The organism is Nonomuraea sp. NPDC047897 (assembly GCF_043204415.1).
In the GTDB taxonomy this organism is placed as follows: domain Bacteria; phylum Actinomycetota; class Actinomycetes; order Streptosporangiales; family Streptosporangiaceae; genus Nonomuraea.
Map to the genome: position 1 here is coordinate 726,613 of NZ_JBIDCC010000001.1, position 26,045 is coordinate 752,657.

Below are 26,045 nucleotides of genomic sequence, written 5' to 3' on the forward strand. Positions count from 1 at the left end.
CCGCGCGCCGATCGGGCAGGCGGGCCGTACCAGAATGATCACAACGGAGCCCCGCACCCCCCCGAGGAGTGCGGGGTTCCGCCGCGGGCGGTGCCTACTTGACCGAGCCCGCCATCATGCCCTGCACGAAGTAACGCTGGAACGCGAAGAACAGGACCAGCGGGATGATCAGCGACAGGAAGGCGCCGGAGGACAGGATGTCCACGTTGGAGCCGAACTGTCGCATCTGGGACTGGAGGGCCTTGGTCATCGGCTGGTTGCCGGCGTCGGCGAAGACCAGGGCGATGAGCATGTCGTTCCACACCCAGAGGAACTGGAAGATGCCGAGCGAGGCGATCGCCGGCTTGCCCAGCGGGAACACCACGGTGGCGAAGATCTTCCACTCCGACGCGCCGTCCATCCGGGCCGCCTCCAGGAGCGAGGACGGGATGCCGACGAAGAAGTTGCGGAGCAGGAAGATCGCGAACGGCAGGCCGAACGCGACGTGGAAGAGCACCACGCCGGGGATCGTGCCGAAGATCCCCATGTTGCCGTAGAGCGAGGCGATCGGGATGAGCGCGATCTGGATCGGCACGATGAGCAGCCCGATCACGACGAGGAACAGCGTGTCGCGACCCGGGAAGTCCATCCAGGCGAAGGCGTAGCCCGCCATGGCGGCGATGCCGATCACCAGGATCGTGGTGGGCACCGTGATGGCCACGGTGTTCCAGAACGACGAGGTGAAGCCGCTGGACAGCAGGCTGGCGTAGTTCTGCAGGGTCAGCTCGGCGGGCTTGGTGAAGACGGTCCACCAGCCCTCGGCGTTGTTGACCTCGACCGAACGCATCGAGACGACCAGCAGGCCGAGCGTCGGCACCAGCCAGAACAGGCCGAGCAGCACCATGATGAACTGGATCGCGCCGCTGCCGACCCGGTCGACGATGCGGCTGGCCAGGCCACGGCGCGGGGTGCCCGCGTGCAGTCCGGAGGCCGGGGGAGCAGCCGGGGCTGTCGCGGTGGTCATGCGTTCTCCCTCCTGAACCTGCGGATGTTCATGATCATGAAGGGCAGGACCAGGATGAGCAGGAAGATCGCCAGGGCGCTGCCGAGCCCCTGGTTGTTCCCGCCGCCGAACGAGACGCGCCACATCTCCAGCGCGACCACGTTCGCCTCCGGTTGGACCGACGACGGTGCGATGATGAACACCAGGTCGAACACCTTCAGCGTATTGATGATCATCGTCACGAAGACGACGAGCAGCACCGGCGAGAGCAGCGGCACGGTGATCTTGCGGAACACCTGCCACTCCGTCGCGCCGTCGATGCGGGCCGCCTCCAGCGCGTCACGCGGGATGGCCGCCAGGCCGGCCGCGATCAGCACCATGGCGAACCCGGCCCACACCCAGACGAACGCGCCGATGATCGCCGGGGTGATGAGCGTCGGGCCGAGCCAGGTGAGGCCGTTGTAGGCGGCCTCGAAGTTGCTCTGCGGCAGCCGTACGACGTAGGAGCCGCCGGCCAGGCCCTCGAAGCGGAACGAGCCGTCCTCGGCCGTGGTCGCGGTCGCGGCCACCTGGCCGTCCGTGCCGACGGCTTCCACCGTCATGCCGGGCAGGCCCTTCTCGGTGGAGTCCACGGCGTTGCTCTGGCCGCCGCCGCCCGGCGTGAAGTCGAACCAGACCGTGCCGGCCAGCTCGTTGCCGCCCTGCGGGGTCTTGGCCGGCTGCGCGTCGGCGGGCATGACGGCCGGCTTGACGCCGACGATCGGGATCAGCACCGGCTGGCCCGTCTGGGCCGGCTGCTTGGTGACGACCGCGCCGCCCTGGTCGGCGACCGGCGACTGGTCGCCCTCGCGGGGGCGGGCCTCCGGGTAGCCCTGGGCGGAGGAGAACGTGTCGTTGATCGTGGTGAGCACGGCGTTGGCCACGCCCTTGTCGGGGTCCTCGTCGTACACCAGCCGGAAGATGACGCCCGCCGCCATCAGCGAGACCGCCATCGGCATGAACACGATCAGCTTGAAGGCCGTCGCCCAGCGGATGCGCTCGGTCAGCACCGCGAAGATGAGGCCCAGCGTGGTGATGACGATCGGCGCGACGATGACCCAGATCAGGTTGTTCCTGATCGTGGTGAGCATGCCGCCGTCGGTGAAGATCGTGAAGTAGTTGCCCAGGCCGACGAAACCGGTGCCGGCGGCGTCGAAGAGGCTGCGGAAGATCGAGAAGACGATCGGGTAGACCACCCAGACCCCCAGCAGCAGCGCCGCCGGGAGGAGGAAGGCCAGCGCGACCACGGGGGAGGGGCCGAGGCGCAGTTTCGTGTGGGGGGTATCAGCCGGTCCGGGCGCGTCCCCGCGCGAGTCGCTTTCCTCGCGCGGGGCCACCGGGCCGTCCAACCGTTCGGTCACGGCCATACCTCTCTACTTCCAGGCCTTCTTGGCCTCGGCCTCAAGGGCCTCCTGGGCGCCCTTGACGTCGCTGGGGTCGCGCAGGAAGTCCTGCAGGACCTTCCACTGGCCCTTGCCGTCGGTGCCGCCGAAGGCGCTCGGCGCGAGGTCGGACATGTCGTAGCGGACGGCGTCACCGGCCTCGACGATGGTCTTGCCGAGCTGCTTGGTCAGCTCGTCGGGGTAGTTGTCGGGGGAGACGTTCTTGTTGGGGGACAGGTAGCCGGGGAGCTTGGCCCAGACCTCGCCGCCCTCCTTGGAGGCGAGGAACTCCAGCAGCGCCATGGCGCCGGGGGAGTCCTTCATCGCCACGGCGACGTCACCGCCGAGGACGACCGGGGCGGTGTCGCCCGCCTTGGGGAACGGGAAGTACTTGGCGTCCTCGCCGACCTTGGCGCCGGCCTGCACCACCGGGGTGGCCACGAAGTCGGCCTCGATGACCATGGCGGCCTTCTTCTGGCCGAAGACCTTGGTCACGCAGGTGGGGAAGTCGGTCTGCAGGGCGCCGGAGCTGCCCTCGGCGACGAACTCCTTCTTGCCCGCGATCTGCGCGATCTTCTCCAGCGCGGTCTTCACGCTGGGGTCGGTCCACGGGATCTCGTGCTTGGAGAGCTGGTCGTACTTCTCGGGGCCGGCCGAGGAGAGGTAGACGTTCTCGAACAGGTCGGTGAGCGTCCAGGCGGAGGCGCCGCAGAGCGAGAACGGCGGGGTGCCGGAGTCGGCGATGGTCTGGGCGGCCTTGACCAGGTCGTCCCAGGTGGCGGGCGGCTGCACGCCGGCGTCCTCGAACGCCTGGGCCTGGTACCACACCAGCGACTTGTGGGCCGCCTTGACGAGCACGCCGTAGACCTTGCCGTCGGCGGAGCCCAGCTCCTTCCAGTACGGCGTGTAGTTGTCGTCGATCTGCTTGGTGACGGCGTCGGTGAGCGGCTTGAGCGCGCTCTGCTCCGCGTACTGCTGCACCAGGCCCGGCTGCGGCAGGATCGCCACGTCGGGCGGGCTGCCGCCCTGGATGCGCGGGCCGAGGTAGGCGCCGGTGTCCTCACCGGTGGAGGCGTAGGTGACCTCGGCGCCGGTCTTGTCGGAGAATGCCTTGAGCACCTGCTCGAAGTTCTTCTGCTCGTCGCCGGTCCACTTGGCGGCGACCTCGAGCTTGACGCCCTCCAGGGTCTTGGCGCCGGCGCCGGCCGAGCTGGCGGAGCCGGTGGCGGCGGGCGCGGTGTTCGTGGGGGCGTTGCCGCAGGCGGCGACTGCTACCGCGAGCCCGGCCAGGACCGCTGCTGCTCTGGCTGATCGCATAATGACCTCACTGGGTTCTCAGGATCTCTTCGAGTTCGGACTTCATGGAGGCCGCCACGTCGCGGGCGGACTCCTGGTAAGGGGGGCTGAGCGCCTTGGAGACCGAACTGGCGATCACCAGGCTCAGCTGGTTGTAGTTGGCGCTGACCGGCCGCGGCTTGGCGGCGAGGATGCTCTCCTTGAGCGCGGGCAGGTAGGGGAAGCGCCTGATGAGCTCGGGGTCGTCGTAGAGCTCGGTCCACACCGGCGGGAACGATCCCTCGGTGAGCACCCGGCGCTGGTTGTCCAGGCCCGTGAAGTAGCGGATGAACTCCTGCGCGGTCTGCTGGTGCTTGGAGGAGGCGCTGACGGCGAGGTTGGCCCCGCCGAGGGTGCTGGATCCCGGTCCGTCGAGGCCGGGGAGCCTGGTCACGCCGACCTTGCCGCCCAGCTCGGCCCTGGCCGGGCCGTAGGCGTGCGGCCAGTTGCGGGCGAAGGTGAGGCGTCCTTCCTGGAAGGCCAGCCGGGACTCCTCCTCCTTGTAGCTCAGGGACTCGCTGGGGATCCAGCCCTCCCGCAGGCCCTGGCGGAGGAAGTCGAGAGCGGTGCCGGCCTTGGCCACGTCGAGCGTGACCTTGGTGCCGTCGGGGCTGACGACCTGGCTGCCGGCCGACTGCACGGCCTCGGAGAAGTTGACCGTCAACCCCTCGTAAGCGAGGAACTGTCCGCCGTAACCTCCTATATTGTGCTTCTTGGTTACTTGTAGTGCTTTTTCGCGAAGTTCCGCCCAGGTTCTGGGCGGCTTCTTCACCAGATCGGTGCGGTAGTAGAGCAGCCCCGCGTTGCTCGTGTAGGGGACGGCCCACAGTTTGTCCTTGTAGACCGCGGTCTCCACGACGGGCGGCAGGAACCTGTCGAGCGGGAAGAGCCCGCGCTCCAGGGGGATGATCCAGCCGTTCTCCGCGAACTCCGCGGTCCACACCACGTCCAGGCCCAGCACGTCGTAACGGGTGCTGCGGGCCTGGAGGTTGGCGACCATCTGCGCGCGCTGCTCGTCCGCGGCCTCGGGCAGTTCGAGGAGCGTCACCTTCTCGGCCGGGTGGGCCTGGTTCCAGCGATCCAGCAAGGGTTGCAGGTACGCCGTGGTGTCGCGTCCGGTGGCGAACGTGATCGGGCCTGTTCCGCCCGTCGCCGTGTCGCCGCCGCCCTCGTCGCCCGCGGCCGCGCACCCGGCCGTCAGCACAACGGCCAGGGTGAGCGAGAGCGCGCGAAGCACCGTGTTTCCTCCATGTTCCATGGGGCTACATACGTGTTAGGTAGATGCATTCATGTTATGCACACAGGTAATCTGTGGGTCAACGGATTGCGATGTAACGCCTACGTAACACAAGGGGAGGTGAGGCGTGCGGCTGCACCTGCTGGCGCTTCTGGCTAAAGAGCCGGCCCACGGCTACGAGCTGAAGCAGGCACTCGAACAGACCTTCGGCAGCGCCTACCCCTCCCCGAACATCGGGCAGATCTACGTCACGCTCGGCAGGCTGGAGAAGGACGGCCTGATCAAGGCCGTGGACGTCGAGCAGTCCAACCGGCCGAACAAGAAGGTCTACTACCTGACCGCCAAGGGCCGCGAGACCCTCACGCTCTGGGTGGACGAGCCCACCGAGGGTCCCCGCGTGCGCGACGAGTTCTTCATGAAGCTGGTGCTGGCCCCGCTCACCGGCATCGCCGACCGCATGGCGCTCATCAACCGTCAGCGGCGGCACTATCTTTCCCTCATGGGCGACCTCAACGACCTCCTCTCCCGCACGGCGCCTGACGACCACGTGCAGGCGCTGCTCATCGAAGGCGCCATGCTGCACCTGCAGGCCGATCTCGACTGGCTGGAGCGCTGCCAGGAGGACCTGACATGACCCCCCCGGTGCTCAGAACGGTCCACCTGGTCAAGATCTACTCCGACGGCGCGGTGCCCGTGCCGGCCGTGCGCGGGGTGGACCTGCAGGTGGAGCCGGGCGAGTTCGTCGCCGTCATGGGGCCGTCCGGGTCGGGCAAGTCGACCCTCGTGCACATGCTCGGCGGCCTCGACAACCGCACCAGCGGCGAGATCTGGCTCGACGGCCAGCGCGTCGACACCCTCTCCGAGAGCGCCTGGGCGTTACTGCGGCGCAAGAAGATCGGGTTCGTCTTCCAGTTCTTCAACCTCGTCGGCAACATGACCGTGGCCGACAACGTCGAGCTGCCGGCCCTGCTCGCCGGCGCCTCCCCCAAGGAGGCGCGCGAGCGGCGCGAGAGCCTGCTCGGCGCGCTCAACCTGGCCGAACGCGCGGACGCCGCCCCCGGGCAGCTCTCCGGCGGTGAGCAGCAGCGGGTCGCGCTGGCCCGCGCGCTGGCCAACCAGCCGAGCGTGCTGCTGGCCGACGAGCCCACCGGCAACCTCGACAGCCGCAACACCCGCGACGTGCTCAAACTGCTCAGCAACGTGCACAAGGAGGGCCAGACCATCGTCATGGTCACCCACGACGCCCGCGTCGCCGGCCTGGCCGACCGCCTGGTGTCGCTGTTCGACGGCGAGATCGTCGACGACGGCCGCATCGCGCGCAAGCGCACCCGCACCGCCGGCGCGGTGATCGACCTCAGATGAGCACGATGCGGGCAGGCGGCCGCTGGATCAAGGCCGACCTGCGGGCCAGGAAGGGGCAGGCCGCCCTCACCGTGCTGGCGGTGGCCGGCATCGTGGCGGCCCTCATCGCCGCCGTCACGCTCCTGGAGGACGGCACCAACCCGTGGCGCGGCCTGTTCGCCCAGACCAACGGCGCGCACGTGTGGTTCTACACCAAGGACAGCCCCCGGATCACGGCCGGCGACATCGACGGCGTGACCCACGTCGCCGGCCCCTACCGGTCGGCGCCCGTCACCGTCGCCCAGGACGGCAAGAAGGAGCCCACCTCGCTGCGCGCCATGCCGTCCGCTCCGGCGGGGGTGGCCCGGCCCGTGGTCGCCGAAGGCCGCTGGCTCGACCCCGCGCAGCACGACGGCGTGGTGGTCGAACGCTCGTTCGCCGCCGCGCTGCGGGTCAGGGTCGGCGCGCCGTTCACCGTCATCGCGCTGAGCGGCGAGCGCCACACCCTGTACGTGCGCGGCATCGCCGACTCGGCCGAGCAGGGCTTCTTCCCCGAGTGGACGCCCGGCCTGGCCTGGGTCCTGCCGGGCACGCTCGACCGGATCGAACCCATGCTGGGCCGCAGCGAATGGGTGACCGGGCTGCGCCTGACCGACGCCGAAGCGGCCCAGATCGTCTCGCAGCGCGTCGTCGTCAGGCTGGACGACCAGCTCCAGCGCGTCTACACCTGGCGCGAGGTGCGCGCCGCCATGGAGCTCGACAACCGGCTGCTGGGCACGCTGCTGGCCCTGTTCGGCGTGGTCGGGCTGGTCGCCGCCGCGCTGGCGCTGGCCAACGCGGCGGGCGGGCGGGTGCTCGGCCAGCTCCGCGACCTGGCCACGCTCAAGTCGATGGGCTTCACCCGGGGCCAGGTGGCGCTGCTGCTGCTCGCCGAGCACGGCTCGCTCGGCCTGCTCGGCGTTCTGCTGGGCGCCGTGGCCGGCTGGGCGGGCACCGTGGCCGTGCTGGGCGCCTCGCTGGTGGCGCCCGTACCTGTCCTCACCATCGTCACCAGCACCGCCCTGGTCGTCCTCGCCGCGGTGGGCGTGCCCGCCTGGCGCGGCGGCCGGACGCCGCCCATCCCCGCCGCCCCGGCCGTGCCGCCGCGCGGCCACCTGTCGCGGCTGGCCCGGCTGGCCCTGCTCGTCCGGCTGCCGCCCGCGCTGATCCTCGGCACCCGCGACGCCTTCACCCGGCGGGTGCCCGCGTTCCTGACGGTGTTCGGGCTCGCCGTTCCGATGATGATGATCACCATCGGGCTGGGCGTCTGGGCCACGCTCGACAACTTCCTCAGCCATCCCGAGCAGGTCGGCCAGCACGCCGCCCTGCACGTACGCGCGGGCAAGCTTGAGACGGCCCAGGCCGAGCGGCTCGTCAAGCGCGACCCCGGCGTGCTCGCCGTCTATCCCGGGGCCGAGGTGAACGCCCTGGCGCCCGGAGAGGCCCGTTCCATCCGGGTGCGGGCGCTCGGCGGCTCAGGTGCCGGCGCCTACCCGTTCCCGGTGGTCGAGGGCCGCCTGTACGGCCAGCCCGGCGAGGCCGTGGCCGGGCAGGGGCTGCTCGACCTGCTGGGCGCGAAGATCGGCGACCGGGTGCGGCTGACCGTGGGCGGTTCGCCGCTCATCGTGCGCATCGTCGGCCGCACGGTCGAGCCCGACCTCGACGGCGAGGTGCTGTCGGTGGGGCTCGACAGCCTGGCGGCCAAGGACGCGGTGCCTCCGGAGTTCCACGCCCTCGCGCTGCGGCCGGGCGCCGACCCCGCCGAGGTGCGGGCCAGGCTGCTGGCAGCCTCGGGGGAGGGGCTGGAGGTGCAGCGGGTCGTCAACCCGGCCGACCGGCTGACCGTCATCCGCGTGGTGATCGTGGCGCTGATCGTGCTGCTGTCGCTGATCGGCCTGGCCAACCTGCTCACCGCCAGCGCGCTCGGCCTGCGTGACCACGCCTTCGACCTGGCCGTGCTCAAGGCCATGGGGCTGACGCCGCGGCAGGTGATGGCCACGCTGGTGACCGGCAGCGGGCTTCTCGTCGTCCTGGGCGTGGCCGTCGGCACCGCCGTCGGGGTGTCCGTGGTGACCGGCCTGATCGACCTGCAGGGGCACACCAGCGGCGTCGGCGCCGGCATCGGCCGCCCGCCGTCGCCCGTGACGCTCACGCTGGCCGTCCTGTCGGCCGTCGGGGCGGCGGTCGCGGTCGCGATCATCCCCGCCCGCCGGGCCGCCCGCGCCCAGGTGCCGATCGCCACCCGCTGAAGACGCGAGAAGGCGGTGCCCGCCCCCCGTGAGGGGGACGGACACCGCCCTCGGGCGGGTACGCCTACGGCCGCAGCGCGAACCAGTAGAAGCCGTGCCCCGGCAGCGTCAGCAGGTAGGGCACCTCCCCGATGACCGGGAAGCGCACCCCGCCCCGCGCCTCCACCGGCGTCATGCCGGCGAAACGGCGCAGGTCGAGCTCCACCGGCTGCGGGAACTTCGACAGGTTGTTCACGCACAGCATCACGTCGTCCCGCTCCTCGCGGACGAAGGTGAGGACGGAGCTGTTGGAGGACCACATCTCGGTGTAGGCGCCGGTGCCGAACACCGGGTGGTTGCGGCGGATCTCCAGCATGCGGCGGGTGAAGTGCAGCAGCGAGCCGGCGTGCTTCTGCTGCGCCTCGACGTTGACCGCCTGGTAGCCGTAGATCGGGTCCATCACGGCCGGCAGGTAGAGCCGCCCCGGGTCGGCCGAGGAGAACCCGGCGTTGCGGTCGGGGCTCCACTGCATCGGCGTGCGCACCGCGTCGCGGTCCTCCAGCCAGATGTTGTCGCCCATGCCGATCTCGTCGCCGTAGTACATGACGGGCGAGCCCGGCAGGCTCAGCAGCAGCGCCGTGAACAGCTCGATCCGGTCACGGTCGTTGTCCAGCAAAGGGGCCAGCCGGCGCCGGATGCCGAGGTAGGCCCGCATGCGCGGGTCCTTGGCGTACTCGGCGTGCATGTAGTCGCGCTCTTCCTCGGTCACCGTCTCAAGCGTCAGCTCGTCGTGGTTGCGGAGGAAGATGCCCCACTGCGCCTTCTCCGGCAGCTTCGGGGTAAGCGACATGATCTCGGAGATCGGCTCGCGCGTCTCCTTCTTGACCGCCATGTAGATGCGCGGCATGAGCGGGAAGTGGAAGGCCATGTGGCACTCGTCGCCGCCCGTGGTGGGGTCGCCGAAGTACTCGACCACGTCCTCCGGCCAGCCGTTGGCCTCGGCCAGCAGCACCCGGTCGGGGTAGAGCCGGTCCACCTCGGCGCGGATCTTCTTCAGGTAGGCGTGCGTCTCCGGCAGGCCGGCGCAGGCGGTGCCCTCACGCTCGAACAGGTAGGGCACGGCGTCCAGCCGGAACCCGTCGATGCCGAGGTCCAGCCAGAACCGCAGCACCTCGATCATCGCTTCCTGGACGGCCGGGTTGTCATAGTTGAGGTCCGGCTGGTGGTGGAAGAAACGGTGCCAGTAGTACTGCTTGCGCACCGGGTCGTAGGTCCAGTTGGACTCCTCCGCCCCGATGAAGATGATGGGCGCGTCGGGATAGCCCGTCGGCTCGTCCGCCCACACGTAGAAGTCGCCGTACGGCCCCTCCGGGTCGTGCCGGGAGGCCTGGAACCAGGGATGTTTGTCACTCGTGTGGTTCATCACCAGGTCGGTGATGATGCGCAGGCCGCGCTCGTGGGCCGCCTCGACCAGCTGCACGAAGTCCCCGAGGTCCCCGAAGTCGGGCAGGATCTTCATGTAGTCGGAGATGTCGTAGCCGCCGTCACGCAACGGCGACTCGTACAGCGGCAGCAGCCACAGGCAGTCGACGCCCAGCCACTCCAGGTAGTCGAGCTTCTCGATGAGGCCACGGAGGTCTCCGGTGCCGTCACCGTTGGAGTCCTTGAACCCCCGGACGAGAATCTCGTAGAACACCGCCCGCTTGTACCAGGAAGGATCCTCCGAGACGAAGTCCTCGGAGATCGGTTCCGGCGATGGGGATGCGTTGATCATAGGTCGCTCACAGAAGGAGATGTGGGCAGGACGGAGTCACCGGTTCCCCGGCGTTTACATGTGGTGACCGCGCCGCCTGGAGTCGTCATCCCTGCAACTTCAGTGCCCTTGACGGGACCGGATTTGTGATCCGGGTGCTCCCGCTCGATGCGGCGCTTACGGGCCGAACACTATCAGCCCGATGGCTTTCCGGAACCTGCTTATGCGGTGATCTCTTCGTACCCTTCGATACCTCGACGTAATCGCCCTGTTACCCACAGTTCATCTAGAAGGGCGGCGAGACGTCACCGAGGTCACCTTCGAAGTCGCTCAACCACAGCCCGAACAGCACCAGCCCGCGCACCCAGAACCTGTCGTTCCACCCGGTGAAGCGGGTCAGCGCGTCGGGGCCGTCGAGGACGACCTCGTGCAGCTCCTCCGACAGCAGCGTCGGCACCCGTTCGGCCACCGTGCGCAGCATCTGGTGCGCGTACACGCGCGCGGGCCCGGCCGTCGAGCGCAGCGGCACCCGCCGCAGCGGCTGCTTGACGACGTTCGTGGACGGCAGCGCGGCCACCCGCGGGTTGGCCGCGTGCAGCAGCTCCCGGTAGAAGCGGCCCTTGTCCTTGCGCGCCACTCCCACCGACAGCGCCGCGTCGAAGAAGTCGGGGTGGATGAACGGCGCGGCGAACGACGCCTCCGGCCCGACCAGGTTGACCGCCGAACGGGCGATGCCCCGCACCGTACGCGTGTGCAGCACCGACAGCGGCAGCTCCGCCCGGTGCCCGTGCAGCATCGAGGTGGCGGCGTGGAACTGCTCCCGGACGGCCTCCTCGATCCACTCCTTCGCCCGCGGCGACAGGAACGGCTGCGACGGCGCCCCCAGGCTGAGCGAGCCGAGCACCGCGGCCGACCGCTCGGCCTGCGAGGTCGCCTCCAGCGCCGCGCCGCTGACCATGAAGTTCTTCAGCAGCGGCCCGCCCGCCAGGCCGTCGACCAGCACCCGCCCCGACCGGTGCACCTCCTTGGCGAACGGCGCGTACCAGGCGTGGTGCGGCGTCAGGTACTCCAGCCGGCGCGCCACCTCCTGCGCGTCGCCCGGATGGTCGGCCGGGTCCTGCGTGATCACCCGATGGCTGACGCCCAGCTCGCGGGTGATGGCCCGGGCGAAGGCGATGTCGGTGTCGGTGCCGTCGTCGGGGCTCGTCGTCCACGACTCCACGTCGGCGCCGCGCGCCACGGCCACCGCGCACAGCAGCCGCGAGTCGTAGCCGCCGCTGACCGGCACCAGCAGCCGGCGCCCCTCGTAGTCCTTGTAGACCTCGTGCAGGATCTCCAGCAGCTCGCCGGCGCTGGTCCACGTCTCGTACGGCTCGGAGCGCAACCAGCGCGGCAGCCTGCGCTCGGTGCCGAGCGCCCCCCGGTCGTGAACCAGGGCGCTCGAGCCGGGCAGCCGCCTGACCGCCGGGTAGGGCGTGGCCTCGCCGAGGGGGAAGGTCACCTGGATGATCGACGCCCACGCGGCCCAGTCGATCCCGGCGGGCACCAGCGACAGCAACGGCTGGATCAGCGACGAGAAGTAGACCGCCTCGCCCAGCCGCACGTAGTAGACGTCGACCAGGCCGAGCGCGCCGGCGTGCAGGATGACCCGCTCGCCGTCGCCGATCAGGCCCGGCGTCTCGTACGTCTCCGCGACCGCCATCCAGTCGTCGGACCCGGCGGGCCTGCGTTCGCCCCACGAGAACGCGAACGAGCTCTCCGACCGGTGGTAGGGAGGCAGCGGAGCGGAGCTGAACAGCGCCGCGCCCGCCGTCTGCAGGGCGGGCCTGACCCGCGGGCCCGCGCCCGTCAGCTTGCCCAGCACGACGGTGTCGATCCGGCCGAGAGCGCCGCAGACGTAGGGCCGCACGTTGAACTGCACCGGATCTCATCCCTTCGAGACGCTTCCCGGGCAAGAGTATCCTTTGCCGGGCTAGGAATCGGAGGTGCCGGTGAGCACTGAGCTGGAGAGCACGAGGCGCGCGCTGCGGGATGCGATCGCCCAGGCGGAGCACGCGGCCGAGCTGGCGAGGCTGCTGGACGACGCCCAGGCGAGGCTGGCCGAGGCCGAACGGAGCGCCGAGGAGGTCAAGGCGCTCGCCGAGCGGCTGGCCGAGGCCGAGGAGCGGCTGGAGGACGAGCGCGCCGCCGCCGACAAGCTCCGCAAGGAGCTGGCCGAGCAGCGCTACCAGGCCGAGGTGGCCCACTGGAAGCTCTCCTCCATCAAGGTCGCCCGCTGGAACCGGCTCGGCGACGCCATCAAGACCGGCAAGAACAACCCCCTCCTGCTCGCCAAGGGGCTCAAGGGCGCGGCCAGGCCGGTCAAACGGCCCACCGCCCCCAAGCGCAGGCCGGTCGCCACCAAGCAGGCCCGGCAGGCCGGGGACGAGCGGCCCGGAGCCGCCTACCAGGCGACGACCTCCACCCGCACCCTGGAGGGCGCGTCCTTCAAACTCAAGCCGTACCGGGTGCCCACGGGCCCCAACACGCGCCCGCACCTGACCGCCGCGGTGATCGCCGACCCACACGTCGAGGCGCTGCTGCGCTACGAGTGGCGGCAGACGACCGGCTTCACGCCGCGTGACTTCGCCCGGGTGCTGCCGCAGGAGGTGCCGCACCTGCTCGTGGTCGAGTCCGTCACCGCGGGCCCGTGGGCCGGGGAGATCACCGGTGAGCCGGGCGAGGGGCTGCGGGCGCTGCTCACCTGGTGCGCCGACCGCGGCATCCGCACGGTGTTCTGGCACACCCAGGGCGACGCGGCCGACTACGGCGCGGCCGCCGCGCTGTTCGAGCACCGCTTCAGCACCGACCCGGCCACCGGCTGGCCGCGCCTGTCGTTCGGGATCCAGCCGCGGGTGCACAACCCGGTCCCGCTGTCGGGCGGGCGCATCGACCGCGTGCTCACGCTGGAGCAGCTCCTGCCCGGCCACCTGACCTATCCCGACGTGCTCACCTCCTACCGCTGGCCGGCCGCCGTCCAGTGCCCGGCGGGCACCCCGCCGTGGCGGCTGGCCGAGCTGGCGGCCTGCGGCACTCCCATCGGCGACGAGCCCGACTCGCGCCGGGCGCACGTCGCGTTGCGCCGCGCCTACAACAGCGGCACGATGACCGAGCGGATCGACGAGCTGCTGGAGGCGATCGGCCTGCCCGGCGTCCGCGCCACGCTGGAGGTCTCGCTGCTGCTGCCCGTCACAGACCGCTCGCTGCTGGAGCACGCCCTCGCCCAGGTGGCTCGGCAGTCCAAGCCGGTGGCCCAGCTCGTCGTGTTCGGCCCGCCGGAGGCGGAGGCGCGCGCCCGCGAGGCCGTGCCGGGCGCCGAGGTCGTCTTCCGCCGGCTCGACCCGGCGCTGTCCGTCGGCGCGATGCTCGACCGCGGGCTCGACCTGTGCGAGGCCGACCTGGTCGGCGTCATGGACCAGCGCGACGTCTACGGCACCCACTACCTCGCCGACCTGAGCCGGGCCTTCCTGTTCGCCACCGCCGACATCGTCGGCAAGGCCGCCTACTACGCCCACCTGCGCAAGCCGCAGGCCACGCTGCTCAAGCAGCCGGACGCCGAGTACACCTACCTGCCGGAGATCGCCGGCGCGACGCTGCTGGCCCGCCGCAACGCGATGCGCCAGCTCGGCTTCGCCGACCTGACCGACGGCTGGGACGACGTGCTCATGCGGCGCTGCCGCGCCGACGGGGTGAAGGTGTTCTCGGCCGACCGGTTCGGCTACGTTCGCGTCCGCGACGAGGACCGGTGGCTGCTGGGCGCCGCGCACCTGGTCGAGTACGGCTCCGCCGAGCCGCACGCGCTCATCTGAGCCGGCCGTGCGACCCGGGCGGCTGGCCGAGGCGCTGGGGGAGCCGCCCGCGCCGGACGGCACGTGGGAGCGGGAGGCGGTCTACGTCTCGGCCGCCGCGCTGCGCCGCGCCCGGTCCGCGCCGGGGCCGGGCGCGCCGGTGGACCGGGTCGCGGCGGGGCTGGCCGGCCGGGTGCGGCTGGTCGAGGGGGTCTCGCGGGTCGAGGTGCGCCCGAACGGGTTCCTGCGCATCACCGTCGAGACGCCCGGCGAGCTGGTGGAGGAGGTCGGGCCGCTGACGCTGCCCGACCCGTGGCCCGAGCTGCCCCGGACGTGGGACAACCCCGGGTTCGTGGTCCGCTACGCGCACGCGCGGGCGGCCGCCGTGCAGCGGTGGGCCCGTGACCTGGGCGTGCCGGCCACCGGCTTCCGGCCGGAGCTGCTGGACGACCCCCTCCACCGGACCGTGCTGCGGGTGCTGGCCGAGCTGCCGGGACGGCTGAGCCCGGACAGCCGGGCTCCCGGCTGGGCGGCCTACCTGGTGCGGCTGGCCACGGCCTACCACGACGCCCACGAGCTGGCCCCGGCCGTCCCCGTGGGAGACGAGGAGCCGTCGCCCGCGCACACCGCCCGGGTGCGGCTGGCGCGGGCCGTACGGGACGTGCTCCCGGGACCCGAGCGGATGTGAAGAATCGCAAAATGTCCGGAGAAACGGCGAAGAAACGTAAAAATATCGCTTCATAGGGGTGATCGCGTCTCGATACGTGAGCACCCGGTCCAGGGATGACGACGATTCCGATAGCCTCGATCGGGTGAGTCGATTCGCCCATCCCGCAGGGGACCGGCACGCCGAGATGCTGCCCCACGAGCGCCCCCCGCTGGCGCCCGCCGACCTCAACCGGATCAATCCCGCGATCTGGCCCCGAACGTCCGGCCGCACCGAGGGCGCGCTCACGATCGGCGGTGTCGACGTCCGAGACCTCGCCCGTGACCACGGGACGCCGCTGTTCGTGCTCGACGAGGACGACGTCCGCTCGCGCATGCGCGACTACGCGACCGCGTTCGCCGGGTCCGAGGTCCACTACGCGGGCAAGGCGTTCCTGTGCAAGGAGATCGTCCGCTGGCTGGACGAGGAGGGGCTCGGCCTCGACGTGGCCAGCGGCGGCGAGCTGGCGGTGGCGCTCAGCGTGGGCTTCCCGGCCGAGCGGATCACCCTGCACGGCAACAACAAGTCGGTCGCCGAGCTGACCCGCGCCCTGCAGGCCGGGGTCGGGCACATCGTGGTCGACTCGTTCGAGGAGATCGCCCGGCTGGGTCACCTCGCCGACGCGCAGGGCAAGCGGCCCAAGGTGATGATCCGCGTCACCACGGGCGTCGAGGCGCACACCCACGAGTTCATCGCCACCGCGCACGACGACCAGAAGTTCGGGCTGTCGCTCAACTCCGGCGCCGCCGCCGAGGCCGTGCACCGCATCCTGGCGATGCCGTCGCTGGAGCTCGTCGGCCTCCACTCGCACATCGGCTCGCAGATCGTCGACACGGCCGGCTTCGAGGTGGCGGCGCGCCGCCTGGCCACGCTGCTCGTACAGATCAAGGAAGAGCACGGGGTGGTCCTGCCCGAGCTCGACCTCGGCGGCGGCTACGGCATCGCCTACGTCGACGGCGACGAGGCCCCCGGCGTCAAGCACATCGCCGACGGCCTGCGCGAGATCGTCACCAAGGTCTGCACCGACGCCGGTCTGCCGGTGCCGCGGCTCACCGTCGAGCCCGGCCGCGCCATCGTCGGCCCCGGCGGCGTCACCCTCTACGAGGTCGGCACCGTCAAGGACGTCGAAGGGCTGCGCACCTACGTCAGCGTCGACGGCGGCATGAGCGACAACCTCCGCACCGCCCTGTACGGCGCCGAATACACCACGGTGCTGGCCAGCCGCGAGAGCCCGGCCGAGCCCATGCTGAGCCGCGTCGTCGGCAAGCACTGCGAGAGCGGCGACATCGTCGTGCGCGACTGCTTCCTGCCGGCCGACCTCGCACCCGGCGACCTGGTCGCCGTCGCCGCCACCGGCGCCTACTGCCGCTCGCTGGCCAGCAACTACAACTACCTCCCCAGACCCGCCGTGGTCGCCGTCCGCGACGGCCGGCCCCGGGTGATCGTACGGGGCGAGACCGAGGACGACCTGTTGAGGGGGCAGCTGTGAAACCGCTGAAGATCGCGCTGCTGGGCTGCGGCGTGGTCGGCACCCAGGTCATCCGGCTCATCCACGAGCAGCACGACGACCTCGCCGCCCGCATCGGCGCGCCGCTGGAGCTGGCCGGGGTGGCGGTGCGCCGCCTGGGCCGCAAACGCGACGTCGGGCTGGACCCCGACCTGTTCACCACCGACGCCGAGGCGCTGGTCACCCGCGACGACGTCGACATCGTGGTCGAGGTCATCGGCGGCATCGAGCCCGCCCGGTCGCTGATCGTCGCCGCCCTGTCCCGCGGCAAGTCGGTGGTCACCGCCAACAAGGCCCTGCTCGCCGAGGACGGCGCCACCCTGCACGAGGCCGCCCGCGCCGGTGAGGGCGACCTCTACTTCGAGGCCAGCGTCGCCGGCGCGATCCCGCTGCTGCGGCCGCTGCGCGAGTCGCTGGCCGGCGACCACGTCCAGCGGGTGCTCGGCATCGTCAACGGCACCACCAACTACATCCTCGACAAGATGGACTCCACGGGCGCGTCGTTCACCGACGCCCTGGAGGAGGCGCAGACGCTCGGCTACGCCGAGGCCGACCCGACCGCCGACGTCGAGGGGTTCGACGCCGCCGCCAAGGCCGCGATCCTGGCCGGGCTGGCCTTCCACAGCCGGGTGACGGCCGCCGAGGTGCACCGCGAGGGCATCACCGACATCACCGCCACCGACGTGGCCTCGGCCAAGGCCATGGGCTACGTCATCAAGCTGCTGGCCATCTGCGCCCGCTCCGACGACGGCCGCTCCATCGGGGTCCGGGTGCACCCGGCGATGATCCCGCGCACCCACCCGCTCGCCGGAGTGCGCGAGGCGTACAACGCGGTGTTCGTGGAGGCCGAGTCGGCCGGGCAGCTCATGTTCTACGGCAAGGGCGCCGGCGGCGCGCCCACCGCCTCGGCGGTGCTCGGCGACCTCGTCGCCGTGGCCCGCAACCGGCTCGCCCGCACGCGCGGTCCCGAGGAGTCCACCTACGCCTCCCTGCCCGTGCACCCGATGGGCGAGACGGTCACCCGCTGCCACGTGGCGCTGGACGTGGCCGACAAGCCTGGCGTGCTGGCCCGGGTGGCGGAGCTGTTCGCCAAGCACGACGTGTCGATCCAGACGGTGCGCCAGGAGGGACACGGCGACGACGCGCAGCTCGTCATCGTCACGCACCGGGCGACGGACGCCGCGCTGACCGCCACCATGGACGGGCTGCGCGAGCTGGACATCGTGCGGGCCATCGCCAGTGTGATGCGCGTGGAGGGCGACGACTAGGAAGCGGGGCCCGGCGCCCTCGGCGCCGTTCCGGCCTCCTCTCGACTACCAAGAGTCGTTCATCGATCACCCAAAGTGAGATATGGTCGGCTGCGGACATCGGTGAGCGGAGGCCGGGCAGCAGTGGACGGACTGCCACGCCATCTGGCGTGCGTGATGGACGGCAACGGCCGGTGGGCCGCGCAGCGGTCCCTGCCCCGGACGGCGGGCCATCGGGCCGCCGAGGCCGCGGTGATCGACGTGATCGAGACCGCGTCGGCGGCCGGCATCCCGTGGCTGAGCCTGTTCGCGTTCTCCACCGAAAACTGGCGGCGGCCCGGCGTCGAGGTCGGCGCCCTGATGCGGCTGGTCCAGCGGGCCGTGCGCAGGCACGCCATGGCCCTGCACGCGCGCGGCATCCGCTGCCGCTTCCTCGGCGACTCCGACGCCAGGATCCCCGGCTCACTCCGCCGCGACATCACCGACCTGACCACGCTGACCCGCGCCAACACGCGGATGACGCTCACCGTGGCGTTCGACCACGGCGGTCGCCGAGACATCGTGACCGCCGCCCGGTCCCTCATCCGCGAGCGGGTGCCCGCCGAGCGGGTCACCGAGGAGAGCTTCGCCCGCCACCTGCCCCACCCCGACACACCCGACGTGGACCTGGTCATCCGCACCTCAGGAGAGCAGCGCATCTCCAACTTCATGCTGTGGCAGGTGGCCTACGCCGAATGGATGTTTCCCGAGGTGCTCTGGCCCGACTTCCGCGCGGCGCACCTGTGGGAATGCCTGGACGCCTACCGCCGGCGCGAACGCCGGTTCGGCGACGTCCACCTGCCGACCGCGACGCGAAAGGGTTGAGATGACCCAGCCGACCGACGCCCCCACGACCGTCCCGCAGGCGGCGGTGGTGCTGCGGCACTACGTGAGCCAGGCGCGCTGGGGCCTCGCGGCGACCAGGGCCAGCGTCCTGGAGGCCGCTCACCCCCAGATCGGCGCGGCGCTCGTCGGCAACTCGACGTTCGTGGCCCGCCCGTGGCGGCGGCTGCGCAACACCATGATGAGCACCCGGCGGCTGGTCGACGACGACGAGCAGGTGCGCCTGCGCGAGGCGGCCCGGCTCAACAGGCTGCACCAGCGGATCTCCGGCACCGACGCCCACGGCCGTCCCTACGACGCGATGGACCCCGAAGCGCGCGGCTGGGTGATGGCGACCCTGTTCGAGTCGACGGTCACCATGTGCCGGCTGGGCGGCCACCCCCTCGACCCGCCCACGCAGCAACGCCTGTACGACGAGTTCCGGGAGATGCTCGTCCTCATGGGCGACGACGGCAGCAGCCTGCCCGCGACGCTCCAGGAGTTCTGGCCCTACTACGACGACACGATCAGCCGGCGCCTGGAGTTCAACGAGGCCGTCCACGCCGTCCTGCACCGGGTGTTCGCCGAGGTCCCCCCGCCGCCCGCGCTGCGCGGACATCCCACGGCGTGGGCCGCGATCCGCGCCCTGGCCGGGCCGCTGGCGACCGCGATCACCGTCGCGTCGCTGCCGGAGACCTACCGCCGGCAGGCCCGGCTCACCACGCCACCGGGGGCGCAGGCGCTGATGCACGGCGTCCACCTGGCGGCCGGGCTGGCGACCCACTGGCTGCCGGCCGCCTGGACACAGGTCGGCACCTTCATGGACGTCCTCGACCTCGACGATGACGACGACGACGGGCCCGGCTCGCGGCTGCTCGGGGCGCTGCTGCACCAGGCGAGCCGGGTCAGCGCCCTGCTGCAGCACCTCACCGCCGACGCCGGGCCGCCCGTCTCGTCCGCCCGCAGATCCGCCGAGCGGTTCTTCACCGAGGTGCTGGACCAGACCGGCGACGGCCATCTCGCCTGGCCCGACCTCGCGGCCATGGCCCGGGAGATCGCGACCCGGCTCGACATGGACGCCCAGACCGAGGCCCGGCTCTTCACCGCGTACGCCGACTGGTGGCGCGAGCTGCAGACCAGCCTCGACACCGACGGCGACGGACGGATCACCCGGCACGAGTACGCGACGGCGGCCACCACGCCGGCCGGGCCCGCGCTCATCAAGATCGCCGACGTGCTGTTCGACGCCACCGACACCGACGGCGACCAGGTGATCAGCGCGGGAGAGCACCAGAAGCTGTTCCGGACGGCGTTCGACCACGAGCTGACCGGCGGCGGCGGCGGGCTCTCCCGGGCGGCGTTCGTCCGGGAGTTCCTGACGTTCATGGCGGGCCGCCACCGCTCCGCCGCCTATGACCACCTTCTCACCGAAGGCTGAGGCATCGAGCCGGGAGGGGCCGCGGCCGGCCGATCAGGACGTGCCGGGGCCCGCATCCGGTCGCTGGGCCGCGCGGCCGGCCGGGGAGGACGGGCGGGCGGCGAGGCCGCGCATGCGGCGGACGGCACGGGTGAGGACCGTACGGTCGCGGTCGCGGGTCAGCCGCACCGCCTCGCGCCGCCACGACTCGGCCTTGTCCCGCCACCGGGCGGCGTCCCGCTCGCTCTTGCCCGCCTGCCTGCGCATCAGGGCCAGTTCGGCGCGCAGCGCGTCGGCCCGCTCGCGCAGCCGGGCGATCTCCCTGCGCTGCTGCTCGGCCAGCCGTTCGGCCTCCGGCACCGGCCGCCGGCGCGGCGGGTAGACGGCGGGCCTGCGGGCGAACCCCCACTCGGCGCCGTCCAGCCACTCGACGCCGAACAGCTCGTCCAGCACGTCGTCCAGCGGCTCGCCGGGCTCGGCCACCAGCACGGCGCGCGACAGGGCAGACGTGCGTTCCAGGCGGGCCACCAGCACGCCCTGCTCGGTCTCGTCCAGCGCCAGGCACAGCACCCCGCCGTCGGCCTCCTCCAGCCGCGCCACCAGGCGTTCGACGGCGTCGGCACGCGGCACCCAGCCGGGCGGCACCGTCAGCCGGAAGGGCGCCACGACCCGCTCCGGCCCCGCCGGTCGCCGCACCGGGCCGCACAGCGGCGGCCCCGCCTGGTCGGCCGGATGCCCCGCCTGGTCGGCCGGATGCCCCGCCTGGTCGGCCGGACACGCCGCCTGGTCGGCCGGCCATGGCGCCGTCCGACCGGCCGGACGCGCCGTCGCGGGGTCGGACAGCCGCACCCGGGCGTCGTGCTCGAACGTGGCGTGCACAAGGCGCAGGTCCAGGTCCGGGTCACGCAGCGGGGAGCGGCGGCCGGCGCCGAGCGACGCCCACGGGCCCTCGACGGTGACCCGGACGTCCGGGAGGCTCCCGGCCAGCAGGCCGTCCACCGTGGCGCGGACGTCCTCGTACGGCCCGGCCGGCACGACGGCGTCCACGTACGGCACCAGCCACTGCCGGCCCGGCTCCGCCCGCAGATAGCGCCGGTAGGGCACCCGGTCGGCGACGTAGGGGTCGTTGTACCTCTTCAGCGCGGCCATGTCGCGCATGGCCGTGGGCAGGCCGAGATGCCAGGCCCGCGCCTCCGGATCGGGCACGAACACCGCGCCCGCCTGCGTCAGCCGGTAGCCCAGCTCGGTGTCCTCGGCCAGCACCAGTGACGTGTCCAGCCCGCCGACGGAACGCAGCAGCGCCGCCGGGTAGGCGGCCGTCGCCCCCACGTGGATGCGGGTGGCCAGCGAGCTGGGCGCGGAACGCAACCCGTCGTGGTCCCGGATGATCTTCTCGGCCCAGTCGTGGCGGTGCGGGGAGAGCGGGAAGAGACCGTCCGCCCCGCCGTCCCGCACGGCGGCGCGCACCCGTTCCGGCGACGGCAGGCGGTCGGCGACGGTGAAGTCGATCCAGCCGAGCGTCACCACGTACGGGGCGAGGTGATGCCAGCGGAGCTGGGCCTCGACGTGTTCGCGGTGCGGCACCATGTCGGCGTCCAGGACGAGGACGACCTCGCCGGTGGCCGCCTCCAGGCCGGCCTGCAGAGCCCAGGCCCGGCCCCAGCCGCCGGGCGGGGAGGCGATCAGCTTGGTGCCGCCGGGGACCGTCTCCGGCAGCCGCAGCGGCGGCGCGCTGCCGTCGTCCACGACGACCACGTCCATCAGCTCGGCCGGGTAGCTCTGCGCCGACAGCGCCGCGAGGGTGAGGTCGAGGGTCCGCTGGCGGTCGTGGGCGGGGATGACGACCGTCACGGTCAGCGCCGGGTTCCAGCCGCCGAGCGGCGGCGGGCTGAGGACGCCGTAGTCCTGCCGCCGGATGCGAGGGATGCGGGTCATGGTGTGCTGCTCCGGTCGAGCTCCATCAGGGCGCTGGGCCGCAAGCCGCGCCACTGCCGCCTGTTGCGCTGCAGGAACGTGCCGATCGGCTCCTGCCACGTGTGGTTGGCCGCGGGACCCCGGCGCAGGATGTAGCCGAGGCCGTGGGTGCGGTAGATCTGGCCGCCCGCCGCCTGCAGCGCCTCCTGGAACTGCGTGTCCACCGAGCGGCGCAGCGGCCGGAACCCGCCCACGGCGTGGAAGGCCGACCGTTCGACGAGGATCGTGCCGCCCGCGACGAAACTGGTGATCTGCTCGGTGACCTGCCTGCGGTGCACGGTGACGTCGATCGAGGCCAGGTAGACGAACTCCGGCACGGTCCCCACCACCTGCGCCCCCGAGTAGGAGTGGGCCAGCAGCAGGTCCGCCAGGAAGTCGGGGCCGTACCAGTCGTCGTCGTCCATCTTCAGCAGGAACGAGCCCGACGCCCGCGCGGCGGCGTGGTTCAGCACCTCGCCGAAGATCTCGTCCCGGCCGGCCTCGTACACGGTCAGCGGGCGGTCGAACGCGGCGACCGCCGCCGCCACCTCCGGATGGTCCCGGGGCACGTCGTGCAGGGCGAGCACCACCTCCAGCCGTGCGTCGCGCTGCCTGGCCACCTGGTCGAGGGCGAAGCCCACCATGCCGGGCCGGCGGGTGGCGAGGAGCACGGACGTCAGCGGGGCGGCGGGGGCGGGCGCGCCGAGCTGCTCCCAGCGGGCGGCCACCCCGTGCGTGCGCAGCGCCTCGCGGCGCAGCCGGATGCTGTGCTCCTCGCGCCGCAGGTCGTCGTCGAGGGCGGGACGGCTCGTCAGCAGCGCGATCAGCCCCTCGCCGAGGCCGTGCGCCCAGCGCGGCACCGCGTCGGCGACCAGCGGCACCCCGGCGGCCGCGAGGCCGGCGAGGACCCGGACGGCGGCGATCGGCCCGCTGTGCGCGCGCCGCCAGTCGACCGTCACGCCGCGCACCTGCCTGAGCCGCGCCACGTCGGCGTCCGTCACGCCGCCCGACTCGGCGAACGTCGTCACCGCGGTCCCGTCGAGCAGCACCGCCCAGCGTCCGTCGCGCTCCCGGAGCGAGGCCATGCCGCGCGACGGCGTGGTGACGAAGCCCTGCGGGTTGACCAGCCGCTCGTCCACCGGCGGGATCATCGACGGCGCGCCGAGCACGTCGGGGTCGGCCAGCGGCAGGTCTGCGCCGCCGGGCCGGCCCAGCGACTCCCAGGTGGCCGCCCGGTGGGCCGGCCGTTCGACGGGCGGCTCGGCGCCCTCCCAGCCCGCCGTCGTCACGAGGGCCGGCGGGTCGCAGGAGCGCGCGCCGGGCGCGGGGCCGAGCACGGCCGGGTCGTCGAACGTCCGCAGCACCACGTCGCCGCCCGGCGCGCCCACCCGGTCGGGCACCGGCCCGGACACCTCGGCGGGCGTGACGTTGGGGTCGCCGGGCCGCCAGTCGGCGGCGCCGACGCCGGCGATCGCGGCGGCGGGTGCGGCGATCACGTCGAGCCGGTGGCCGGCGAAGGCGCGGGCCGTCGCGGTCACGGTACGGCCCGCGGGCACGGGCGCCGAGAACCTGGCGTCCACCACCCACACCCGGTCCTTGGGCCGGTGCACCCGCAGGTCGGCCAGCGCCCGCCACCGGTGCGCGGGGGTGGGCGTGGGCACCGGCGCCGGGTGCGCGGCGGGCGTGTCGAGCACGGCCACGACCACGCGCGTCGCCTCGGGCAGCAGCTTGTGCAGGGTGGCGGCCCGCCGCAGGTCGGCCGGGGTCCGGGCGAGCACCAGCACCTCCCGCGCCTGCTCGGCCGCGGACGGCGGCTCCAGCAGGTCACGGTCCAGGTCAACCGGCGGGGGAGTGCCGCCCGCGGCGGTGTCGCGGTCGTCCGCGGTCGTGCGGTTCAGGGCCGGGACGGCGGCCGGGTCGATCCCGGCCAGGTAGACGCGCGCCCGCGGCAGCTCCGCCAGCAGTTCATGGATCAACCGGCGCTCCGCAGGTGTCTGATGAGCGAGCCGAACCGCCTGGCCCGTCCGGCCCCGGCGCCGTCCCGCGGCTCGGCCGACAGCCGCTCGACCTCGGCGGACAGCCGCTCGACCGTGCCGCGCAGCTCCTTGACCTCCTCCAGCCGCCGCGCGGCCAGCGCGCGCCACCTGGCCGGGTCGCCGGCCGGCTGCTCGGCCTCGGCCACGGGGACGATCCCGAGCTCGGTCCCGCTGACCCACAGCGAGCCGAACATCTCGTCCACCAGCTCGTCCGGGTCGCCGTGGAAGAACGCGGCGCGGGCGAACGCGGCGGTCCGCTCGAACCGGGCCGCCACCACCCCGTCGGCGGTCTCGGCCAGGACGGCGCGAATCAGGCCCAGCCCGTCGGCGTCGGCCAGCCGTACCAGCCGTGACACCGTGTCGGGACCCGGCGCCCAGCCGGCCGGCAGCGACAGCAGGAACGGCGCCGGGGCGGCGGGCCGCGGCTCGGCGGCGGCGAACGCGACGCGCGGCTCGTACCGGTAAAGGTTGCGGAGCAGGCGCAGGTCCAGCAGCGGCTCGTCGAGGCTGGCGCGGCGTCCCTCGGTGAGCCGGTCCCAGGGGCCGACGACGGTGACGGCGGTGTCGTGCACGGTGCCGGCCAGTGTCGCGTCCACGGTGGTGCGCGTCTCCTCGTAGGTGGTGGCCGGCACGGCGACCCGCACGTACGGCACCCGCCAGTGGCGGTTCGGATGGGTGCGCAGCCAGCGCAGGTCGGGGACGAGGTCGCCGAGGTAGGACCAGTTGTGCCGGTGGACCTCCTTCTCCCGCCGCATGACCGTGGACGGGCCGACGTGCCGGCCGCGCGCCTGCGGGTCCGGGATGAACACCGCGCCCGCCTGCGCCAGGCGGTAGCCCAGCTCGGTGTCCTCGGCCATGTTCAGCTCCGCGTCCACACCGCCCGCCGCGCGCAGCAGGTCGGCGCGGGCGGAGGAGGAGGCGCCGGTGTGCAGCAGGTACGCGGTGGACCCGGCGTCCTTGAGCATCCGGGTGGACTCCAGGGTCTTGCGCGTGTACGCGGACTGGACGCCCTCGTCGTCCGGTGCGTCGACGAACCGGGTGTCACCGATCACGACGGCGTGGTCGACGAGGTGGTGCCAGCGCATGTGCGCCTCGACATGGTCATCGGCGAGGATCATGTCGGCGTCGAGCCAGTGGATCACGTCGCCGGTCGCGGCGAGCCGGCCGGTCTCCCGCGCCGCGCCCCGCCCCCAGCCGTCGCGCACCCGCACGACCCGGGCCCCGGGCAGCTCGATGGGCGGGTCGCTGCCGTCGTCGGCGACGACCACCTCGGTCAGTTCGGCGGGGTAGGTCTGCCGGCCCAGCGCCGCGACCGTTCGCTCCAGCTCCGCACGGCAGTCACGGGCGGGGATGACGACCGAGACCGTCAGCGCGGGCCGCCACGTCCCGATGGCCGGGGGAGTGAGGACGCCGTAGTCGTTGTGCCTGATTCGCGTCATGCCCGACCCTCGCCGAGGGTCCGGGTCGCCCGGCTCCCCCGTGCCCGTGTCACCTCAGACCGGGTCACCCGGCTCCCGCGTGTTCGTGTCACGTCAGACCCGGCCGTCGGCCAGCGCGCGCATCTGCGCGCGCAGTTCGTCCAGCTCGCGGGCGCGCACCATGGCGTTGACCCGGTCCTCGCCCAGGGAGGCGAGGATGGCGGCGAGGTCCTCGTCGCGCCGCGACCCGGACGCCTCGACCACAGCCGCCACGCGGTCCAGCTTCGCGTCGATGCGCTTGAGCGCCGTCGCGGTCCTGGCCAGCTCGCTCTCGTGCTTCTTGACCCGCTGGTCGATGCGCTGGGCCTTGCCGTCGAGTCGGCGCACGCTCAGCAGCAGCACGGCCAGGGCGGCCAGGGCGGCCCCGAACGCCGCCGTGACGGCCGCCGCGCCGAGCGTCACCAGGCCGCCGAGCAGGAGGGCGGTGAGCACCACGACGACCAGGACTCCGAGGAATGCGGCGATCATCGCCAGTTTGCGAGGCGAGAGCATCCGCGCACCTTTCATTGACATCGCTAATCGGGCACCAAGGATTATTGACAGCTTAATCAACTTAAACCACTACAGTGCCATAAGATCCTTAGAGCGTGTTTGAGATGGGTGATCAGCTTCATTCGCAGACGTAGCGGGGCTGGCGTCGGGCGGGCCCTCCTCGGGTGATGCGGCGTGTCATGCCC

The 26,045-nt window shown here is 72.4% G+C and carries 19 protein-coding genes; 9 read left to right on the forward strand and 10 right to left on the reverse strand.

Annotated features, from left to right (window positions below; all coding sequences use genetic code 11):
• Positions 1–94: 94 nt before the first annotated feature.
• Genes ACGF0J_RS03315 through ACGF0J_RS03330 form a run of 4 tightly spaced genes read right to left on the reverse strand, consistent with a single transcriptional unit; the run spans position 95 to position 4,975 of the window.
• Positions 95–1,003, reverse strand: a complete 909-nt coding sequence (locus tag ACGF0J_RS03315; protein WP_393141794.1) for a carbohydrate ABC transporter permease — start codon at positions 1,001–1,003, stop codon at positions 95–97.
• Positions 1,000–2,382: an ABC transporter permease subunit gene (locus tag ACGF0J_RS03320; protein ID WP_393141795.1), complete on the reverse strand. Its 1,383-nt coding sequence runs from the start codon at positions 2,380–2,382 to the stop codon at positions 1,000–1,002. Before ACGF0J_RS03320 ends, ACGF0J_RS03315 begins: the two co-directional genes overlap by 4 nt.
• A gap of 12 nt (positions 2,383–2,394) precedes the next feature.
• The gene (locus ACGF0J_RS03325) at positions 2,395–3,720 is read right to left on the reverse strand and encodes an ABC transporter substrate-binding protein (protein WP_393141796.1); all 1,326 of its coding nucleotides are present in this window, start codon (positions 3,718–3,720) and stop codon (positions 2,395–2,397) included.
• Between the two features lie 7 nt (positions 3,721–3,727).
• Complete coding sequence (locus tag ACGF0J_RS03330; RefSeq protein ID WP_393141797.1) at positions 3,728–4,975, reverse strand: ABC transporter substrate-binding protein; 1,248 nt, start codon at positions 4,973–4,975, stop codon at positions 3,728–3,730.
• A gap of 127 nt (positions 4,976–5,102) precedes the next feature.
• Between ACGF0J_RS03330 and ACGF0J_RS03335 the strand changes: the two genes are divergently transcribed.
• Genes ACGF0J_RS03335 through ACGF0J_RS03345 form a run of 3 tightly spaced genes read left to right on the forward strand, consistent with a single transcriptional unit; the run spans position 5,103 to position 8,604 of the window.
• Entirely contained in the window at positions 5,103–5,609 is a 507-nt protein-coding gene (locus tag ACGF0J_RS03335) for a PadR family transcriptional regulator (protein ID WP_393141798.1), read from the forward strand.
• Positions 5,606–6,337, forward strand: coding sequence for an ABC transporter ATP-binding protein (locus ACGF0J_RS03340; RefSeq protein ID WP_393141799.1), 732 nt, complete (start codon positions 5,606–5,608; stop codon positions 6,335–6,337). The genes ACGF0J_RS03335 and ACGF0J_RS03340 overlap by 4 nt, the downstream gene beginning before the upstream one ends.
• Positions 6,334–8,604: an FtsX-like permease family protein gene (locus ACGF0J_RS03345; protein ID WP_393141800.1), complete on the forward strand. Its 2,271-nt coding sequence runs from the start codon at positions 6,334–6,336 to the stop codon at positions 8,602–8,604. The genes ACGF0J_RS03340 and ACGF0J_RS03345 overlap by 4 nt, the downstream gene beginning before the upstream one ends.
• Positions 8,605–8,668: 64 nt before the next feature.
• Here the strand turns inward: ACGF0J_RS03345 and treS are convergent, their stop codons facing one another.
• The gene (treS, locus tag ACGF0J_RS03350) at positions 8,669–10,357 is read right to left on the reverse strand and encodes a maltose alpha-D-glucosyltransferase (protein ID WP_393141801.1); all 1,689 of its coding nucleotides are present in this window, start codon (positions 10,355–10,357) and stop codon (positions 8,669–8,671) included.
• Between the two features lie 265 nt (positions 10,358–10,622).
• Positions 10,623–12,257, reverse strand: a complete 1,635-nt coding sequence (locus ACGF0J_RS03355; RefSeq protein ID WP_393141802.1) for an asparagine synthetase B family protein — start codon at positions 12,255–12,257, stop codon at positions 10,623–10,625.
• A gap of 70 nt (positions 12,258–12,327) precedes the next feature.
• Here ACGF0J_RS03355 and ACGF0J_RS03360 point away from each other — a divergent pair, with 70 nt between their 5' ends.
• The 6 genes from ACGF0J_RS03360 to ACGF0J_RS03385 all read left to right on the forward strand — a co-directional run bounded on the left by ACGF0J_RS03360 (position 12,328) and on the right by ACGF0J_RS03385 (position 19,922).
• Positions 12,328–14,184: a hypothetical protein gene (locus ACGF0J_RS03360; protein WP_393141803.1), complete on the forward strand. Its 1,857-nt coding sequence runs from the start codon at positions 12,328–12,330 to the stop codon at positions 14,182–14,184.
• 7 nt (positions 14,185–14,191) lie between these two features.
• Entirely contained in the window at positions 14,192–14,851 is a 660-nt protein-coding gene (locus ACGF0J_RS03365; protein ID WP_393141804.1) for an anticodon-binding protein, read from the forward strand.
• 124 nt (positions 14,852–14,975) lie between these two features.
• On the forward strand, positions 14,976–16,358 hold the full coding sequence (gene lysA / locus ACGF0J_RS03370) for a diaminopimelate decarboxylase (protein ID WP_393141805.1): 1,383 nt from the start codon (positions 14,976–14,978) through the stop codon (positions 16,356–16,358).
• The gene (locus ACGF0J_RS03375) at positions 16,355–17,644 is read left to right on the forward strand and encodes a homoserine dehydrogenase (RefSeq protein WP_393141806.1); all 1,290 of its coding nucleotides are present in this window, start codon (positions 16,355–16,357) and stop codon (positions 17,642–17,644) included. Before lysA ends, ACGF0J_RS03375 begins: the two co-directional genes overlap by 4 nt.
• Positions 17,645–17,767: 123 nt before the next feature.
• On the forward strand, positions 17,768–18,487 hold the full coding sequence (gene uppS, locus ACGF0J_RS03380) for a polyprenyl diphosphate synthase (RefSeq protein WP_393141807.1): 720 nt from the start codon (positions 17,768–17,770) through the stop codon (positions 18,485–18,487).
• Between the two features lies 1 nt (position 18,488).
• Positions 18,489–19,922 (forward strand): oxygenase MpaB family protein, encoded by a 1,434-nt coding sequence (locus ACGF0J_RS03385; protein ID WP_393141808.1) that lies wholly within the window; start codon positions 18,489–18,491, stop codon positions 19,920–19,922.
• Positions 19,923–19,955: 33 nt separating this feature from the next.
• Here ACGF0J_RS03385 and ACGF0J_RS03390 read toward each other — a convergent pair whose 3' ends face one another.
• From ACGF0J_RS03390 to ACGF0J_RS03405, 4 genes are all read right to left on the reverse strand, one after another.
• Positions 19,956–21,836 (reverse strand): glycosyltransferase, encoded by a 1,881-nt coding sequence (locus ACGF0J_RS03390; RefSeq protein WP_393141809.1) that lies wholly within the window; start codon positions 21,834–21,836, stop codon positions 19,956–19,958.
• Entirely contained in the window at positions 21,833–23,830 is a 1,998-nt protein-coding gene (locus ACGF0J_RS03395) for a glycosyltransferase (RefSeq protein ID WP_393141810.1), read from the reverse strand. Before ACGF0J_RS03395 ends, ACGF0J_RS03390 begins: the two co-directional genes overlap by 4 nt.
• On the reverse strand, positions 23,827–25,329 hold the full coding sequence (locus tag ACGF0J_RS03400; protein ID WP_393141811.1) for a glycosyltransferase: 1,503 nt from the start codon (positions 25,327–25,329) through the stop codon (positions 23,827–23,829). The genes ACGF0J_RS03395 and ACGF0J_RS03400 overlap by 4 nt, the downstream gene beginning before the upstream one ends.
• Before the next feature lie 93 nt (positions 25,330–25,422).
• Complete coding sequence (locus ACGF0J_RS03405) at positions 25,423–25,860, reverse strand: hypothetical protein (RefSeq protein ID WP_393141812.1); 438 nt, start codon at positions 25,858–25,860, stop codon at positions 25,423–25,425.
• Positions 25,861–26,045 lie beyond the last annotated feature (185 nt).